Origin of the sequence: Streptomyces sp. NPDC002994, from assembly GCF_040611155.1 — a bacterium.
In the GTDB taxonomy this organism is placed as follows: domain Bacteria; phylum Actinomycetota; class Actinomycetes; order Streptomycetales; family Streptomycetaceae; genus Streptomyces.
The window spans coordinates 58,301-76,203 of sequence record NZ_JBEXNQ010000012.1; the positions used below are offsets into that span (position 1 = coordinate 58,301).

15 protein-coding genes are annotated in these 17,903 nt (G+C 72.3%); 6 read left to right on the plus strand and 9 right to left on the minus strand.

Annotation, left to right across the window (positions count from 1 at the left end; translation table 11 throughout):
* Positions 1–2: 2 nt before the first annotated feature.
* The 4 genes from ABZX79_RS17780 (at position 3) to ABZX79_RS17795 (ending at position 4,249) form a co-directional block, all read left to right on the plus strand.
* Positions 3–1,073 (plus strand): ABC transporter permease, encoded by a 1,071-nt coding sequence (locus tag ABZX79_RS17780; RefSeq protein ID WP_355257840.1) that lies wholly within the window; start codon positions 3–5, stop codon positions 1,071–1,073.
* Positions 1,074–1,081: 8 nt separating this feature from the next.
* Positions 1,082–1,987 carry an ABC transporter permease gene (locus tag ABZX79_RS17785; RefSeq protein WP_355257843.1) on the plus strand — a complete coding sequence of 302 codons (906 nt, stop codon included), beginning with the start codon at positions 1,082–1,084 and terminating at the stop codon, positions 1,985–1,987.
* On the plus strand, positions 1,984–2,967 hold the full coding sequence (locus ABZX79_RS17790) for an ABC transporter ATP-binding protein (protein WP_355257846.1): 984 nt from the start codon (positions 1,984–1,986) through the stop codon (positions 2,965–2,967). The genes ABZX79_RS17785 and ABZX79_RS17790 overlap by 4 nt, the downstream gene beginning before the upstream one ends.
* A gap of 247 nt (positions 2,968–3,214) precedes the next feature.
* A complete protein-coding gene (locus ABZX79_RS17795; protein ID WP_355257849.1) occupies positions 3,215–4,249 on the plus strand; it encodes an ABC transporter ATP-binding protein in 1,035 nt (344 codons plus the stop codon).
* On the opposite strand, the gene ABZX79_RS17800 is transcribed toward ABZX79_RS17795, so the two are convergent.
* The 9 genes from ABZX79_RS17800 to rimP form a co-directional block, all read right to left on the minus strand.
* The gene (locus tag ABZX79_RS17800; protein ID WP_355257852.1) at positions 4,224–5,177 is read right to left on the minus strand and encodes a bifunctional riboflavin kinase/FAD synthetase; all 954 of its coding nucleotides are present in this window, start codon (positions 5,175–5,177) and stop codon (positions 4,224–4,226) included. The genes ABZX79_RS17795 and ABZX79_RS17800 overlap by 26 nt on opposite strands.
* A 45-nt stretch (positions 5,178–5,222) precedes the next feature.
* Positions 5,223–9,518, minus strand: a complete 4,296-nt coding sequence (locus tag ABZX79_RS17805; RefSeq protein WP_355257855.1) for a serine protease — start codon at positions 9,516–9,518, stop codon at positions 5,223–5,225.
* 217 nt (positions 9,519–9,735) lie between these two features.
* Entirely contained in the window at positions 9,736–10,638 is a 903-nt protein-coding gene (gene truB, locus ABZX79_RS17810; RefSeq protein ID WP_355257858.1) for a tRNA pseudouridine(55) synthase TruB, read from the minus strand.
* Positions 10,635–11,099: a 30S ribosome-binding factor RbfA gene (gene rbfA, locus ABZX79_RS17815; protein WP_215133379.1), complete on the minus strand. Its 465-nt coding sequence runs from the start codon at positions 11,097–11,099 to the stop codon at positions 10,635–10,637. Before rbfA ends, truB begins: the two co-directional genes overlap by 4 nt.
* Before the next feature lie 25 nt (positions 11,100–11,124).
* Positions 11,125–11,418 (minus strand): DUF503 domain-containing protein, encoded by a 294-nt coding sequence (locus ABZX79_RS17820; RefSeq protein ID WP_355257861.1) that lies wholly within the window; start codon positions 11,416–11,418, stop codon positions 11,125–11,127.
* Between the two features lie 151 nt (positions 11,419–11,569).
* Positions 11,570–14,743, minus strand: a complete 3,174-nt coding sequence (gene infB, locus ABZX79_RS17825) for a translation initiation factor IF-2 (protein WP_355257864.1) — start codon at positions 14,741–14,743, stop codon at positions 11,570–11,572.
* A gap of 154 nt (positions 14,744–14,897) precedes the next feature.
* Positions 14,898–15,176, minus strand: coding sequence for a YlxR family protein (locus ABZX79_RS17830; RefSeq protein ID WP_215133376.1), 279 nt, complete (start codon positions 15,174–15,176; stop codon positions 14,898–14,900).
* Positions 15,177–15,251: 75 nt separating this feature from the next.
* Positions 15,252–16,256, minus strand: a complete 1,005-nt coding sequence (gene nusA, locus ABZX79_RS17835; RefSeq protein WP_355257868.1) for a transcription termination factor NusA — start codon at positions 16,254–16,256, stop codon at positions 15,252–15,254.
* 2 nt (positions 16,257–16,258) lie between these two features.
* The gene (gene rimP / locus ABZX79_RS17840; protein ID WP_355257871.1) at positions 16,259–16,759 is read right to left on the minus strand and encodes a ribosome maturation factor RimP; all 501 of its coding nucleotides are present in this window, start codon (positions 16,757–16,759) and stop codon (positions 16,259–16,261) included.
* Between the two features lie 164 nt (positions 16,760–16,923).
* Here rimP and ABZX79_RS17845 point away from each other — a divergent pair, with 164 nt between their 5' ends.
* Positions 16,924–17,436 (plus strand): hypothetical protein, encoded by a 513-nt coding sequence (locus ABZX79_RS17845; RefSeq protein WP_355257874.1) that lies wholly within the window; start codon positions 16,924–16,926, stop codon positions 17,434–17,436.
* Between the two features lie 20 nt (positions 17,437–17,456).
* Positions 17,457–17,897 (plus strand): ferritin-like domain-containing protein, encoded by a 441-nt coding sequence (locus ABZX79_RS17850; protein ID WP_355258285.1) that lies wholly within the window; start codon positions 17,457–17,459, stop codon positions 17,895–17,897.
* Positions 17,898–17,903: the final 6 nt, after the last annotated feature.

The following is a 17,903-nucleotide window of genomic DNA, read 5'->3' on the forward strand; positions in this document are numbered from 1 at the left end:
CCATGAGCACTGCAAGCACCGCCCCCCTCGCGGAGGGTACGGCCGACGGCCCGGTCCCGGTGAAGACCGGGCCGTCCGGCCCCCGCGCCCGCTCCGCCAGGGCGTACCTCCTCTACGTCGCCGGAAAGCTGGGCGGCGCGGCCGTCTCGCTCTTCGCCGTCCTCGTCACCAGCTTCTTCCTCTTCCGGATCATCCCCGGCGACCCGGTACGCACCATGACGCACGGCCGCCAGGTGTCCGCAGAGCAGCTCGCGTCGCTGCGTCGGCAGTTCGGCCTGGACCTACCGGTGTGGCAGCAGTTCACGGACTACTGCGCGAAGGCGCTGAGCGGCGATCTCGGCGTTTCGTACCAGTTCCACGCGCCCGTGGGCGAGCTGATCGTGGAGAAACTGCCCGCGACCCTGCTGCTGACCGGAGTCGCCGTCGTCATCTACTCGGCGCTCGGCCTGTGGCTCGGCACGCGCTCCGCGTGGCGGCACGGCCGGCTCGGCGACAAGATCAATACCGGGGTGGCCCTCGCCCTCTGGTCCGTCCCGTCGTTCTGGCTCGGCCTGCTGCTGATCATCACCTTCTCGGTGGGCACCGGCCCGATCCCCGGCATGTTCCCGACGGGCGGCATGGAGACGGGCGGCGAGACCGGGTTCGCGTACGTCGCCGATGTCGCGCACCACATGGCGCTGCCGGTCGTCACCCTGGTAGCGGTGGGGTACGCGCAGACGCTGCTGGTCATGCGGGCCTCGCTGCTCGACGAAATGGGCAGCGACTATCTGACGACGGCGCGAGCGAAGGGGCTGCGCGACGACCTCGTACGACGCCACCACGCCGTGCCGAACGCCCTGCTGCCCACCGTCACCATGGTCTTCATCAACCTCGGCCATGTGGTGGCCGGTTCGATCCTCGTCGAGACGGTCTTCTCCTGGCCGGGGCTCGGCGGGCTCTTCTACCAGGCGCTGAGTGTGCCCGATCTGCCGCTGGTGCAAGGGCTGTTCGTGGTCTTCGCGGGCGCGATGATCGTGATGAACCTCCTCGCCGACCTGCTCTATCCGCTGCTCGATCCCCGGGTGGGCCGATGACTAGTCCTGTGACTGATGCTCAGACCGCCTCGTCCCTCGCGTGGGCGCGGCGCCGGCACTCCGTGGCCCGGTTCTGGGGTTCGTACCGTACGCACCGGGCGGGCCTCTTCGGACTCGGCGCCCTGGCCGTGATCGCGCTGGTGGCGCTGGCCGCGCCGCTGCTCGTCGGCAGCGACGTACAGAGTGTGACGAGCGCTCCCGGGTCGGCGCTGGAGTCGCCCAGCGGTGAATTCCCGCTCGGCACCGACCAGTTCGGGCGCTCGCTGCTGGGACTGCTGATCTGGGGCGCGCGAATCTCCTTGACGGTGGGCCTGATGGCGGCCGCGCTGTCAGTGGCCATCGGTACGCTCGTGGGCATCCTCGCCGGGCACTTCGGCGGCTGGTTCTCGACCGTGACCATGCGGATCACCGACTGGTTCCTCGTGATGCCGGCGCTGGTGCTCGCGATCGTGCTGGCCACGGTGATGTCACGCAGCGTGTGGACGGTGATCCTGGCGATCGGCGTCACGAGCTGGCCGACGACGGCCCGGCTGGTGCGGGCGCAGACCCTGGCCGTCGAGTCGCGTCCGTACATCGAACGGGCGACGGCGCTCGGCGGCGGTCACGGGCACATCATGAGCCGCCATGTCCTGCCCAACGTCATGCCGCTCGTGCTCGCCCAGACCACGCTCGGCATCTCCAACGCCATCCTGACCGAGGCGACGCTCGCTTTCCTCGGCCTCGGCGACCCGGACGTCGTCTCGTGGGGCGGCATGCTCCAGGACGCGCGGGAGGCGGGCGCGGTCTCGTCCGGCCACTGGTGGTACCTGGCGCCGCCGGGCATCGCCATCGCGCTCGTCGCGCTGGCGTTCACGCTGTGCGGGCGTGCGGTGGAGTCCGTGCTGAACCCGAAGCTGGGGGTGTCCGCCCGATGAGTGCGCTGCTTGAAGTCAAAGACCTGCACGTCACGTACGGCGCCGGGACGCGGGCCGTACGGGGTGTGGATCTGTCCCTGTCCGCCGGTCAGAAGCTGGGCGTCGCGGGCGAGTCGGGCTGCGGCAAGTCGACGCTGGCGCTGGCGCTGCTGCGCCTGCTGCCCGCGTCCGCGACGCTCAGCGGTGAGATCCTGCTCGACGGCGAGGACGTCCTCACCATGAAGTGGGGGCGGCTGCGGGCCGTACGGTGGGCGGGCGCCTCGATCGTCTTCCAGGGCGCCATGCATTCGCTGAACGCCGTGCACCGCATCGGCGAGCAGATCGCCGAGCCGGTGCTGCTGCACCAGAAGTCCACTGCGGCGGCCGCGCGGCGGCGGGTCGGCGATCTCCTGGAGCAGGTGGGGCTGCCGGTCTCGCGGGCCGACGCATATCCGCACGAGTTGTCCGGCGGGCAGCGGCAGCGCGTGATGATCGCGATGGCGCTGGCGTGCGATCCGCGTCTGATTGTCGCGGACGAGCCGACGACAGCGCTGGATGTGATGATCCAGGCGCAGATCCTGCGGCTGATCGAGCAGTTGGTCGCGGACAAGGACATCAGTCTGCTGATGATCAGCCACGATTTGTCGGTGCTGGCCGACACGTGTGACCGGCTCGCGGTGATGTACGCCGGGAGGGTCGTCGAGGAGGGTCCGGCGGACCAGGTGTTCACCGATGCGCGGCATCCGTACGGCCTGGCCCTGTCGGCGGCGTTCCCGCGCATCGGCGACCCGGCTTCACGCCGGGCTCCGCGCGGCCTGCCGGGCGACCCGCCGGATCCGTCGGCGCTGCCGCCCGGCTGTACGTTCCACCCGCGCTGCCCGGTCGCGCTGGACGAGTGTGCCACGCAGGACCAGGTGCTGCTGGAGGCGGGGGTGGGGCGGCGGGCCGCGTGTGTGCGGGTGGGGGCGGCGGTGCCGGCGCCGGGGCTGCCGCCGGCGTGAGCGGGTGTGCCCCGGCCCGGGGCTCCGCCCCAGACCCCGCTCCTCACACGCCGGAGGGGCTGGAGGGGTGCGGCAGCATATCCAGCCCGTCCGGCGTTTGAGGACACGCCCGCAGGGCGTCTGAGTTGACTGGGGGCTGGGGGCTCGCCCCCAGTTTCGGGAAGGGGCGGGTAGGGGAAAGCGCCGCAGGCAACCCGCACGCGCACCCACGCCCGGATCCACTACCACCACTTCACCGGAGCCAGACATGACCAGCACCACCACCCCCACCACCCCCCTCCTCTCCGCCGCCGGACTCCACGTCGCCTTCCCCGGCCGGCGCGGCGCGGCGACCGCCCGTGCCGTCGACGGGGTCGACCTCGACATCCGCCCGGGCGAGATCGTCGCGCTGGTCGGCGAGTCCGGCTGCGGCAAGACCACGCTCGCCCGCTCCCTGCTCGGCCTCGTCGCGCCCACCTCCGGCCAGGTCACCTTCGCCGGCGCGCCCCTCGACTACGGCTCGCGCTCCCTCAAGGCGTACCGCAAGCGCGTCCAGCTGGTGCTCCAGGACCCGAGCGGCTCGCTCAATCCGCGTCACACGGTGTACGACGCCGTGGCGGAAGGCCTGCGGATCCACGGTTACGCCGGTGACGAGCGCGAAGCCGTCGCCGGGGCGCTGTCCCGCGCCGGGCTCCGGCCCCCCGAGCGGTTCTTCCTGCGCTACCCGCACGAACTCTCCGGCGGCCAGCGCCAGCGTGTCGTCATCGCCGGCGCGCTCGTCCTCGAACCGGAACTCATCGTCGCCGACGAGCCGGTGGCGTCACTCGACGCGTCCGTACGGGGCGAGATCCTGGCCCTGCTCCTGTCGCTGCGCGACGAACTCGGGCTGTCCGCCCTCGTCGTGACCCACGACCTCGGTCTCGCCTGGAACATCGCGGACCGCGTGGCGGTGATGTACCTGGGCCGGATCGTCGAGACCGGACCGGCCGAGAGGATCCTGACGGCACCTCAGCACCCGTACACCCGCGCGCTGTTGTCCGTACTTCCGGAGTCGGGCGAGGTGCCGGTCGTCCTCACCGGTGAGCCCCCGGACCCGTCCCGTGTCCCCGGCGGCTGCCGTTTTCACGCCCGCTGCCAGGTGCTCGCCTCCGGTGAGGCCGAGCGTACGGGCGTCGCCGCCGACTGCCGTACGACGCTCCTGCCGGTCCTGACCGGCGGTGACGAGGCGCAGGTGGCCTGCCACTGGGCGGCGGCGGCCCGGCCCACGGAAGGGGCGGCTACTGAGCCTCGTACGCCTCGATGAGCTGGCTGGAACGCTTCACGTCGTCCGCGATCGCTTCCAGCAGCGCCTCGATCGAGTCGAACTTCTCCTGGCCGCGTACGTACGCGAGGAAGTCCACGGCGACGTGCAGCCCGTACAGTTCGAGGCCGACCCGGTCGATGGCGTACGCCTCGACGGTCCGCTCGGTGCCGTCGAACTGCGGGTTCGTGCCGACCGAGATCGCGGCGGGCATCTCCTCGCCCGCCACCGTCAGCCAGCCCGCGTACACGCCGTCGGCCGGAATCGCGGTGTGCGGCAGGGTCTCGACGTTGGCCGTCGGGTAGCCGAGCTCGCGGCCGCGCTGCGCGCCGCGCACCACGACGCCCTCGACGCGGTGCGGCCGGCCCAGGATCTCCGCCGCGCCTTCGACGTCGCCCTCGGCGACCAGGCGCCGCACCAGCGTCGACGAGAACGGCTCGCCGCCGCCCGCCGCTCCGCGCACGTACAGGTCGACGACCTCGACCTCGTAGTCGTACGTCTGCCCGAGCTCGGCCAGGTAGGCCACATTGCCCGCCGCCCGGTGCCCGAAGCGGAAGTTGGGGCCCTCGATGACCGCCCGCGCGTGCAGCTTGTCGACCAGCACCTTCACGATGAAGTCGGCCGGCGAGAGCTTCGAGAACTCGGCGGTGAAGGGGAGGATGAGCACCGCGTCCACGCCCAGTTCCGCCATGAGCTCCGCGCGGCGGTGGTGCGGGGCGAGCAGCGGAGGATGGCTGCCGGGGCGCACGACCTCGCTCGGGTGCGGGTCGAACGTAACGACGACCGACGGCACGCCCAGCTCACGGGCGCGCTCGACCGCGCGGCCGATGATCAGCTGGTGCCCGCGGTGTACGCCGTCGTAGGAGCCGATGGTGACGACGCTGCGTCCCCAGTCCTGGGGGATGTCCTCCAAGCCACGCCAGCGCTGCACTGTGACCGCTCTCCTCGTCCGAACTCGAACCCGATTACGCATCGATTACGCAGGTCTAAGACTGCCATGCCCACGCGGTGCGGCTCGCATCGGCATGGGAGTGGCCAGGCTCGCCAGGCTCTCGACGGTCCAGCGGGCGCTCGGCCCGACCACCGCCGCCCACTCGTCCGGCGCGGCGGCCAGCCAGCCGGCGACGAGGGCCGCGAATCCGGGGACCTCGCGGGCGAGCCCGACCAGCAGCCGGTCGAAGCGGGTGGCGCCCTCGGGCGTACGGACCAGGAGCATCCCGGTGCGGTGTACGAGATCCCTGGTCCGCGCCTCGCCCCTGCGCCGGGCGCCGGTGCCGGCGGCCAGCAGCACCGCCTCCAGAACCCCGGAATCCCGTACCTGGTGCTCCCCGTATCCCCCGTACAGCTCCCCCTCCAGCAGTACGTCGAGCAGCTCGGCCCGCAGCGGGCGCGAGGCGCGGCTGCCGGGCGCGGCGAGCACGGGGGCGAGGGCGCACCGCAGCTGGCCGGGGTGGTCCCGTAGCAGGCCTGTGACCAGGGGGAAGAGGACGGCGCGGGCGGCGGGGCCGTGTTCGAGGCGCCGGTCCACGTACGCGGCGGTGTGCGCGGCGCCTGCCTCCGGGTGGCGGTCGGCGTACGCGCGGACGAGGGCGGCGGCGCGGCGGGCGAGGGCGGGCGTACGGACGTCGGCGAGCGCGCGCAGCACTTCGCCCGCGCCCTCCGCGCCGCCCGCTCCGCACTCCGCCAGGCGGGCCCGGAATGCGGCGAGGACGGGCTCGGGGTGGGTGGTGAGCGCGGCGGCGAGGGCGGTGGCGGGCGGCCGGGAGCCGTCGCCGCCGAACGCCGCCAGGGCCCGGTCCAGGTAACGCGACCTGGTGTCCGGATCCCGTACGAGCAGCCCGAGGGCGGGTCCGTGCAGGGTGCTGTCGCCCGGCCGGGCGAGCAGCGAGAGCGCGGCGTACCTGAGCAGCTCGCGGTCGGCGGCGGTCGTGACGTGCGGCGCGGCGGCGAGCCCGTACAGGGCGGCGGCGACCCGCCGCTCCGGCCGTTCGCCGTCGTGGGCCCAGCGGTCGACGGCCCGGCAGAGCGCGGACGGCTCGTCCTCGGCGAGGGCGGTGAGCAGTTCGTCGGCGCGGGGGTGCGCGCCGACGACGAGGGCCTCGGTCAGATCGTCGATGGCGAGGTCACGGCGGGCGTAGAGCAGTGCCTGGGCGACGCCGGCGACGGTGGGACGTACCGCGGCGTCGTCGGCGGCCGGCAGCGGCCGCTCGTCGTCGAACCACTGGCAGAGCATGGGCTGGACGGTCCGTGGCGCGGCCTCGAGCCGGCGCGCGACGGCGTCTAGATACCGCCCCTGTGGGGGTACGTGCCCGCTCCCCGGCGCCCCGTCGGCGGGCAGGAGCCGCCGCAGCAGATCGACGCGCTCCCCCTCCGCGACGGTGACCCGCTCCCAGAACCAGGGCCCGAACTCCCCGAGCCCGCCCAGACTCTGCGGCCCGCCTCCCCGGACGGACCGCCGGCTGACACAGTCGGCCAGCGCCCGCAGCACGCCCAGATGTCCCCCCGCGTCCCCCACCCGCAGCAACACCTCCCCCAACAACCGCCTCCCCCACCACGAGGCCTCCTCCGCAGAGCTCGCGGTGCGACGCGGGTGGCCGGGCGGGGGCTCGGGAGGCGCGGCCTCGGATGCGTACACGGATTCCAGCGCGCGGACCAGGGCCAGCAGCCTGCGGGACAGCGCGGGCGGCCCGTGCACACGCTCCACGAGCAGCAGCGCCTGCACCACCGCCCCCATGCGATGCCGAGGCACCGGCGCCCAGCGCCCCTCGCCGTGCGAGCCCCCCGGCGACAGCACGTGCGCGTCCACCTCGCAAGGCGCCCCCGCCGGAAGCGACACACACCCACACCCCTCACCGGCCCCGACCCACGCCCGACACTCGGCGTCCCCCATGCCGTACGAGCCACCCGGAGACGGCATCAGCGGATGCCCCCCGCAGCACCCGGCGCGCGAGCTCGACAGACCCACCGCGCACCCAGGCGTCTGACCAGAGCCCGCCTGCACCTGCCACTCCACTCCCGTCGCGTCGGAGCCGGACCGGAACGGAACCTGCGCACGATGCCCGCAGGGCGCGCCCGACGAAAGCGGCCCACGCACACACCCCTCACCGGCCCCGACCCGCGCCCGACACTCGGCGTGCGAGCTCGAAGGACGCGGCACGTACGCGCCCGCCTGGCCAGTGCCGGTCTGCGCCTGCCACTCCGCGGGGTCCGAGCTGGTCTGGGGCGGCACCTGCGCAGGCCGCTCGCCGTACGCCCCCGGCGGAAGCGGCGCACTCACGCACTCCTCGCAGGTCCCCCCGTGCGAGCCGCACGCCACACCGGCCCCGGCGTGCGCCTGCCCGTCGGCGGTCCCCCGGTGCGCAGCGGGCGGGGATGACATGTGTCCAGCGGGGTCCGGCGGAGGCGTCTGTCCTGGTGGGTGGGCTTGGTGGACCAGGGTGTGCAGCGCCGCGTCGACGTCCAGGTGCGCTCCCTGGAGCCAGTCCGCCAGCTCCTCGTGGGCGAACCGGTAGCCGGCCCCGGCGGGCACCAGCAGCCCCTCCGTCAGTACCGCCGACGCCCACCCCGCACCCCAGGGGAAGATCTCCTCGAAGGATGCGCGGTCCAGCTCGCCCTGCCCCGGGCCCAGACACCGCCGCGCCGCCTCGTGCACGCGCCCCGACACCCTCGCCGCCAGCCGCCGCACCGCCGTGCCCCGCGGCGACGGCTGGGCCGCCGCCGCCAGTCGCACCGCGATGCGCAGGCACATCAGGTCCAGGTGCGCGGCGAACACCTCCTCGCGGGTGGGCCGCCCCGGCACATCCCCCGGCAGCGCCTCCCGTACCTCCGCCAGCAGCCTCAGCGTCAGCGGATGCCGGGCGTCGGAAGGGTCCGCGAGTGCCCCGTCGGGGATGCCGTACCGCTCCCGCGCGCGCAGGGCCTGCGCCTCGGTCAGGTCCTCGATCCGTACGGCGGAGGGCAGCCCGGGCCACGGCCGATCAGGCCGGGCAGGCCGCGCCGGCCGGTGCAGGGCGTCCTCCGGGTACAGCGCGCCCGCCTGCTCCCAGTGCTCGGCCCGGCACGCGACGACCATCCGTACCCCCGCCGCCCGCAGCCAACTCGCCGTCGCCGCGGTCCAGTCGGGCAACCGGTGGGTCAGTGCGGGCGGCATTTCCTCGGGGCCGTCCAGCAGTACGAGCAGCGGCCGCCCGGCGTCGAGAGCCAGCCGCGCCAACCGCTCCGGCGTCGCGGCCCCCGGGTCGCCGCTCCACTCCCCCGACGCGGCGACGATCCGCCCCGCCTGCTGGAGCGCCCGCGCCACCGCGTCCGCGACCGACGTGTCACCGGCCCGCAGCTCGCCGCCGCGCAACCAGAGCGTCGGTGCCGGTTCGGGGCCCTGGGCCCGCCGGGCGGCGAGCCCGGCGAGTTCCGTCGTACGACCGGTCCCGGGATCCCCGACCAGGGCGAGCACCGACGCGCCGCCGAGGGCGGAGAAGGACGCGAACTCCCTTGATACCTCCGGCCGTTCCACCGGCTCCCGCCCCGGCCCCGGCCCCGGCCCTCGCCCGCCCACCGACCCGACCGACGTCGCCGTCAGCTGCAACGCGCCCGCGAGGTTGAGGTCCGGCCCATAACCCGGGACCGTCGCCGCGTTCCGCCGCAGCAGCTCGGCGAGCGGGCCGTCGGGAGCCGCCGCTGCCGCCGCTCGCAGGGGTACGGCGAAGCCCGCCGCCCGCTGCTCAGCACCCAGCGCGGTGCCGAGGACGGCCAGCACCGCGCCCGTCCGCGCGTCCAGGACCGGGCCGCCCGCGGCCCGGCTGCCGAGCCGCAGCGCGTCGGTGCCGGCCGTCCCCATCGCCAACTCCACCGCGTGCTCGATGAGATGGAAGCGGTCGGTCGCCGTGTAGGTGACGGAAAGCGGTCTCAAGACCCGCGCCTCACGCCACCCGCCGGCCGGCAGTCGCACGTAAGTACCTGTCTCGATCCGGTCCCGCGCCGCGACCGGAACGGGCCGTACGCCGAGCCCTTCGGTCCGTACGAGCGCCAGATCCACCTCCGGCAGCGGGATGATCGCGTCGGCCTCGGCGAGACAGGTGGACTCACGCGACTCACCGGGCGCGTGCAGGACGACCCGGGTCAGGCCGTCGACGGCCTCATGGCTGGTGACGACCGTTCCCCGGTCGTCCGCGACGAACCCGGTCCCGCGCGGCCGTCCGGCCAGATCGCAGATCCGCACGAGCGTGACCTGCGGCAGCGGTGGCGGTGGTGGCAGCGGCGTCTCCCGTACCGCCATCGCCGAACCTCCCGCCGTGCCCCGTATCCCCGACGGTAGGTCGGCGGTGATCAGCAGGAGAAGAACGCACCGCGAAAGCGCCCCCAGTACACCCGTCATTCACTCCGAGCGCCCGCCCGAAGGGGTGAATCGGCGGGGCGGCGTGGACAGATCCCTTGCGAGGGGGATCGTGGAGCGGCCGGCCGACGGGCTGCCCGCTCCACGGTGGAGCAGAATCTCAGCCGAATACCGCGAGACTCTTCGCCTTGCCCCGGTTTTCCTCGACGAGGGCCAGGAAGCGGCCCTCCGGCCCGAAGACCGCGACCGGGCTGGTGTCGTACGCCGGCATGTCGAGCCGTACGCCGTTGGTCACCAGGCCCGCGCGCCGCTCGTCCACGTCCCAGCGCGCGAACGCCGCCGCCGCCGCGTCGGCGATCGGCATGACGGTGAGCTCCTCCTGGAGCTGCTCCAGCGTCTTCGCCGCGTCGAGCCCGTACGGGCCGACCCGGGTGCGGCGCAGCGCGGTCAGGTGACCGCCGACGCCGAGACCCGCGCCGAGGTCCCGGGCGAGGGCGCGGATGTACGTACCGGAGGAGCAGACCACGGAGACGACGAGGTCGACGACGGGCGTCCCGTCCTCGGCCACCGCCGGGCGCACGTCGTACACCTGGAAGGACGAGACGGTCACCGGCCGGGCCGGGATCTCGAACTCCTCGCCCTCGCGGACCCGCGAGTACGACCGCTTGCCGTCGATCTTGATGGCGCTGACCTTGGACGGCACCTGCATTATGGCGCCGGTCAGCTCGGCGACACCCGCGTCGATGCCTTCCCGCGTCACGCCCGACGCATCGGTGGACGCGGTGATCTCGCCCTCCGCGTCGTCGGTGACCGTGATCTGGCCGAGCCGGATCGTACCGAGGTACTCCTTCTCGGTCAGGGCGAGATGGCCGAGCAGCTTCGTGGCCTTCTCGATGCCGAGGACGAGGACGCCCGTCGCCATGGGGTCGAGGGTGCCCGCGTGCCCGACGCGGCGGGTCTTGGCGATCCCGCGCATCTTGGCTACGACGTCGTGCGAAGTGAAGCCGGACGGCTTGTCGACAATGACAAGGCCGTCCGGCGTCGTGGTGGTGCGCTTCTTCATTCCGCGGTTTCGCCCTCGTCCTCGGCCTCGTCGTCAGCCTCGTCCTCGGGCTTGCGGTACGGGTCGGCCTCGCCGGCGTACGTCTTGCCCGTCGACACCTCACGCACCTCGGCGTCCTTGGCGCGCGCCTTGTCGAGGAGGTCCTCGATGGTGCGCGCGTTGTCCGGCAGCGCGTCCGCGACGAAGGCCAGCGACGGCGTGTGGCGCACGCCGGTCTGCCGGCCGACCTCGGAACGCAGGACGCCCTTGGCGCTCTCCAGCGCGGCGGCCGAGGCAGCACGCGCTTCGTCGTCGCCGTAGACCGTGTAGAAGACCGTGGCCTCCCGCAGGTCACCGGTGACCCGGGCGTCCGTGATGGTCACGAACCCCAGTCGCGGATCCTTGATTCGCCGGTCCAGGGTCTCCGCGACCACGACCTGGATGCGATCGGCCAGCTTGCGGGCCCGCGCTTTGTCGGTCACCGGTCCGTCTCCTCTTTCTGCTTCGTCAGTCTTCGTCTGTGTGCAACCGCCGCCGTACCGACAGCAGCTCCACCTCGGGCCGGCCGGCGACCATGCGCTCGCACCGGTCCAGTACGTCTGTGAGATGCCCTGTTTCCCCTGACACCACCGCCACGCCGATCCTGACCCGGCGGTAGACATCCTGGTCGCCGACTTCCGCCACACTCACGGCGAATTTGCGCTGAAGTTCAGCGACGATCGGGCGTACTACAGAGCGCTTCTCCTTCAGCGACCGTACGTCGCCGAGGAGCAGGTCGAAGGACAGTGTCCCCACATACATGTGTGTCCGGATGTCCCGCCGGTTCGGGGTCGTGCCCCGCCAACCACTTGGCAGGGACACAAGAACCGTACACGCAACGGCCGGGGCCGCTCGACGGAAATAATCTCCGCCGACCGGCCCCGACTGACGCTGAACGGATCAGCTACACGGCTCAGCCGCGCGGCTTCTCGCGCATCTCGTACGTCGCGATGACGTCGTCGACCTTGATGTCGTTGAAGTTTCCGAGGTTGATACCACCCTCGAAGCCTTCCCGGATCTCGGTGACGTCGTCCTTGAAGCGGCGCAGACCCTGGATGTTGAGGTCCTCGGCCACGACCTTGCCGTCGCGGATGAGTCGCGCCTTGGTGTTGCGCTTGACCTCGCCCGAGCGGACCAGGACACCGGCGATGTTGCCCAGCTTGGACGAGCGGAAGATCTCGCGGATCTCCGCCGTACCGAGCTCGACCTCTTCGTACTCCGGCTTGAGCATGCCCTTGAGGGCCGCTTCGATCTCTTCGATCGCCTGGTAGATGACCGAGTAGTACCGGACGTCGACACCCTCGCGGTCCGCCATCTGCGCGGCGCGGCCGGCAGCTCGGACGTTGAAGCCGATGACGATGGCGTCGGAGCCCATCGCCAGGTCGATGTCGGACTCGGTGACCGCACCCACACCGCGGTGCAGGACCCGGATCTCAACCTCTTCACCGACGTCGAGCTGGAGCAGCGAGGACTCGAGAGCCTCCACCGAACCGGACGCGTCGCCCTTGATGATGATGTTGAGGTCCTGGACCAGACCGGCCTTGAGCACCTTGTCGAGGTCCTCGAGGGACACCCGGCGGGTGCGCTTGGCGAAGGCTGCGTTGCGCTCACGCGCTGCACGCTTCTCGGCGATCTGGCGGGCCGTACGGTCCTCGTCGACGACCAGGAAGTTGTCGCCGGCGCCGGGGACGTTGGTGAGACCCAGGACCAGGACGGGGGTCGACGGACCCGCTTCCTCGACGTTGTTGCCGTTGTCGTCGAGCATGGCGCGGACTCGGCCGTACGCGTCACCGGCAACCATCGTGTCACCGACGCGGAGCGTTCCGCGCTGGACGAGCACGGTGGCGACGGCGCCGCGGCCCTTGTCGAGGTGCGCCTCGATGGCGATACCCTGCGCGTCCATCTCGGCGTTCGCACGGAGGTCGAGCGACGCGTCCGCGGTGAGGATCACGGCTTCGAGCAGCTGCTCGATGTTGAGACCCTGGCGCGCGGAGATGTCGACGAACATCGTGTCGCCGCCGTACTCCTCGGCCACCAGACCGAACTCGGTGAGCTGACCGCGCACCTTGGTCGGGTCGGCACCCTCGACGTCGATCTTGTTGACCGCGACCACGATCGGCACGTTGGCCGCCTTGGCGTGGTTCAGCGCCTCGATCGTCTGCGGCATCACACCGTCATTCGCCGCGACCACGAGGATCGCGATGTCGGTGGACTTCGCACCACGGGCACGCATGGCGGTGAACGCCTCGTGACCGGGGGTGTCGATGAAGGTGATGGCGCGCTCTTCACCGTTGACCTCGGTGGCGACCTGGTACGCACCGATGTGCTGCGTAATACCGCCGGCCTCGCCCGCAACGACGTTCGTCTTGCGGATCGCGTCCAGCAGTCGGGTCTTACCGTGGTCGACGTGACCCATGACGGTCACGACCGGCGGACGGGAAACGAGCATTTCCTCGCCGCCCTCGTCCTCGCCGAACTCGATGGAGAAGGACTCGAGAAGCTCGCGGTCCTCTTCCTCCGGGCTGACGATCTCGAGGATGAAGTTCATCTCGTCCGCGAGCAGCTTCAGAGTCTCGTCGGAGACGGACTGCGTAGCAGTGACCATCTCGCCGAGGTTCATCATCACGCCGACGAGCGACGCCGGGTTGGCGTTGATCTTCTCGGCGAAGTCGGTGAGCGAGGCACCGCGCGACAGGCGGACGGTCTGTCCGTTGCCGCGAGGCAGCATGACGCCGCCTACCGACGGGGCCTGCATGGCCTCGTACTCCTGGCGCCTCTGCCTCTTCGACTTACGACCGCGACGCGCGGGTCCACCGGGACGGCCGAACGCACCCTGCGTGCCACCACGGGCACCGGGGCCGCCGGGACGTCCACCGAAGCCGGGACGACCGCCGAAGCCGCCGCCACCGCCGGGACGACCAGCGCCGCCACCGCCACCGGGACCACCGGGACGGCCGGCGAAGCCGCCGCCGCCACCGCCGGGACCGGCCGGACGGCCTGCGAAGCCGCCGCCACCGGGACGACCGCCACCGCCGCCGCCTGCCGGACGGCCACCGGGGCCGCCGGGACCACGGCCACCGCCGCCAGGACCGCCACCGGGACGGGGGCTGGCCGCGGGACGCTGCGGCATCATGCCGGGGTTCGGACGGTTACCGCCCGGAGCGCCACCCGGTCGCGGGGCGCCGCCCTGCGGACGGGGCATGCCACCGGGGGAAGGACGTGCGCCACCCTGACCCTGCGGGCGCGGAGCGCCGCCGGGAGCACCCTGCGGACGCGGAGCGCCGCCAGGCGCACCGGCACCGCCGGGACGCGGGGCGCCACCCGGACGGGGCGTCTGCGGACGCGCCATGCCGGTGGAGCCACCAGAGGTGAAGGGGTTGTTGCCCGGACGCGGACCCGCGGGACGGGCACCACCGGGACGGGGGGCCTGCTGGCCACCGGGACGCGCGGGACGCTCGCCACCACGGCGGTCGTCACGCTGGCCACCCTCGCGGGCACCGCCGTCGCGCTGACCGGCGTCACGCTGACCGGCCGGAGCCGGACGGGCAGGGCCAGCAGGACGGGGCCCCGGCGTGGCACCCGCGGGACGCGGGGCCTGCTGCGGCTGTGCGGGGGCGGTGGGTGCCTGTGCCTGCTGGGCCGGCTCGGGCGCGGAGAACTCCGCCGCGGGCACCGGAGCCGCCGGAGCGGGCTTGGCCGGTGCGGGCTTCGGGCCCGGACGCGGGGCACCGGACGGCGCAGAGGCCGCCGGAGTGGCCGGAGCCTCGGCAGCGGCCGGCTTGGGGGCCGGTGCGCCGGGCTTCGGGGCGCCGGGACGTGCTGCCTGCGCCGGGGAAGGCGCAGACGAGGGGGTAGCCGGGGACGGCTTCGCGGGCGCTGCCTTACGAGGCGCACCCGGCTTGGCTGCGGACTTGCCGGCGTTGCCGCCGGGACCCTGCAGTGCGTCAGTCAGTTTGCGTACAACCGGCGCCTCGATCGTCGAGGACGCCGAACGGACGAATTCACCAAGTTCTTGGAGCTTGGCCATGACGACCTTGCTCTCAACACCGAACTCCTTGGCGAGTTCGTATACCCGGACCTTTGCCACTTCGCTCCTTTTAGGTCCGGGTTACCGCCGGACCGTCGCTACTTCATGGGCGTACTCATCGCGTACTCATCGAGTGCTCATCGCAATCTCGACCTACTTCCAACTCGCGAGGTACCTGACCGCACGGTTATCCGTGCCGTTCTGTTCTTACGTCTTACGGTGTTGCCTGCTCGACAAACTGGCTCAGTGCCGTTGTGTCGAGCGGTGCCCGGCCCCGAAAGGCCCGGGGAAACGCCCGGCGGCGGACCGCCAGGGCGAGACAGGCAGGGGCGGGGTGAATGTACGCACCCCGGCCGGGCAGCGTACCGCGAGGATCGGGGACGCATTCACCCTCGATCTCCACGATGCGCAGCAGTTCGCGCTTGGCCGCTCGCTCCCGGCATCCCACACAGGTTCGCTCAGGGCATACGCGGGCATGCGTCCGGCCAGACACTATTAAGTCTACCTCCCCGCGGCGACCTCGCCCCATGGGGGCAGAAATCGAACGGTTGTTGTCGTAAAAACAGCCTCAGTCCTGGTCGGAGGACTGGTCCTGGGGCTGCTCGGTGTCAGAACGGATGTCGATACGCCAGCCGGTCAGCCGGGCGGCGAGACGGGCGTTCTGACCCTCCTTGCCGATGGCCAGCGACAGCTGGTAGTCGGGCACGGTCACCCGGGCGGAACGGGCCGCCATGTCGACGACCTCGACCTTGCTGACGCGCGCGGGCGACAGGGCGTTGGCGACCATCTCGGCCGGGTCGTCCGACCAGTCCACGATGTCGATCTTCTCGCCGTGCAGCTCGGCCATGACATTGCGCACACGGCCGCCCATCGGGCCGATGCAGGCGCCCTTGGGGTTGAGCCCCGACCGCGTCGAGCGTACGGCGATCTTGGAGCGGTGGCCGGCCTCGCGGGCGATGGCCTCGATGACGACCGAGCCGTCGGCGATCTCCGGGACCTCGAGGGCGAAGAGCTTCTTCACGAGGTTCGGGTGGGTACGGGACAGCGTCACGGACGGACCGCGCACACCCTTGGCCACTCGTACGACGTACGAGCGCAGCCGAAGGCCGTGCGTGTACTCCTCGCCGGGCACCTGCTCCTGCACCGGCAGGATGGCTTCCAGCTTGCCGATGTCGACGAGGACGTTCTTGGGGTCCCGGCCCTGCTGTACGACGCCCGTGACGACATCGCCCTCGTGCCCGGCGTACTCGCCGAAGGTCCGGTCGTCCTCGGCGTCGCGCAGACGCTGGAGGATGACCTGCTTGGCGGTGCTGGCCGCGATCCGTCCGAAGTCGGACGGGGTGTCGTCGAACTCCTTGGGCTCCTGGCCCTCTTCGAGATCCGCCGGGTCTTCCTTCGCCCAGACCGTCACATGCCCGGTCTCGCGGTTGAGCTCCACGCGCGCGCGGCGGAAGCTTCCCTCGGTGCGGTGGTACGCGATGAGGAGGGCTGCTTCGATCGCCTCGACCATCAGGTCGAAGGAGATCTCCTTTTCCTTCGCCAAGCCCTTCAGGAGCTTTACGTCGATATCCATGGCTACGCCTCCTCTTCCTTCTTGTCCTTGCGACTGAATTCAATCTCCACGCGCGCCTTGGCGATGTCCGCGAAGGCGACCCGGCGGGCGGTGGGCTTGCGGCCCTTCACACCCGGCACTTCGAGGTCGAGTCCCTCGTCGTCCACGGTCAGAATGCGTGCGACCAGTTCGCTGCCGTCGTGCAGCGTCAGCTTGGCCAGGCGGCCGGTGGCCCGTACGTAGTGGCGGTGCTCCGACAGCGGGCGGTCGGCGCCCGGGGAGCTGACTTCGAGGACGTACTCGCCCTCGCCCATCACATCCGGTGTCTCGTCGAGCTTCTCGGAGATGGCGCGGCTCAGGTCGGCACAGGCGTCGAGTTCCACGCCTTCGTCGGAGTCGACGACGATCCTCAGCTGGCGGCGTCTGCCGGCCCGGGACACCTCGATGTCTTCCAGATCGAGGCCTTCCGCGCTGACCAGTGGTTCCAGGAGTGCGCGCAGCCTGTCGCTCTGGGTGGTGCTCATCCGGGTGACTCCTCGGCCGCGTGTGCTGTTGTGTGGATCGTCGCGTGTCGTCGCGTGTCAGATCAAAGGGTATCCGGTCCCGAGGGGTGTTGCCGTCAGCCTGCCGGGGAGCCGCAGGTACGCTCGCCTGCGGTGATCACCGCTGAGGCCCGAGGGAGACACAGGTGCCGCGCACGGAAACCACACGCAGGGGTGCGCTCGCGGCGACCGGGGCCGCGGCCGTCGCGCTGCTGACCGGCGGGTGTGCGGAGGATTCGGCTCCGCGCGGCACGGAAGGCTCGACGGCCCATGCCCTGGCCGCCGCGCTGCGCGCCGAGGCCGGGCTGCGGGAGCGTTCCGCCCGGACCAGGCAGACACTGCTGGCGCACTACGACGCCGTCATCGCCGCTCACCCTTCCGCCGCCGAGCAGCTGGAGCCGCTGCGCGAAGCGGTGGCCAGGCAGGCGGACGCGCTGCGGGGCAAGGGTGCGGCGGGCCGTGCGGGCGCGCCCCCGGCCGTCGCCGGCGAACGCAAGGCCGCGCTCAAGGAACTCGCCGCCGAGGAGCAGCGCGGCGCCGACGCGCACACCGCGGCTCTCGTCGAAGCGCCGCCGGAGCTGGCCCGGCTGCTGGCGTCCGTCGCCGCGGCCGGCGCCGCCCACGTATACCTACTGACTGAGGGGAACGACGGGCGATGACCGGGACGACGCCGACCGCCATGCAGGCGGTGCAGGCCGTGCAGGCCGCGCTGGCCGCCGAGCACGCCGCCGTGTACGGGTACGGAGTCGTCGGCGGCCGGGTCGCCGACGAGCGCCGGGGCGAGGCGCGGGAGGCGTACGACGCGCACCGTTCGCGGCGCGACGCGCTGGAGCGGACCGTGCGCGACCTGGGCGCCACCCCGGTGGCCGCGGCCGCCGCGTACGCCCTCCCCTTCCCGGTGCCCGACGCGGCGGCGGCGGTACGTCTCGCCGCCGAGCTGGAGGACCGGGTGGCCGGGGTCTACTCCGACGTCGTACGCGCCGCCGGGGGGCCGCTGCGGCGGGAGGCGGCGGGGGCGCTGCGGGAGGCAGCGGTGCGGGCGGTGCGCTGGCGGGGACGCGGCGTAGCCTTTCCGGGGCTTGCCGAGCTGACCACGTCGGACGTGAGCCGCAAGCAGTGAGCTTTG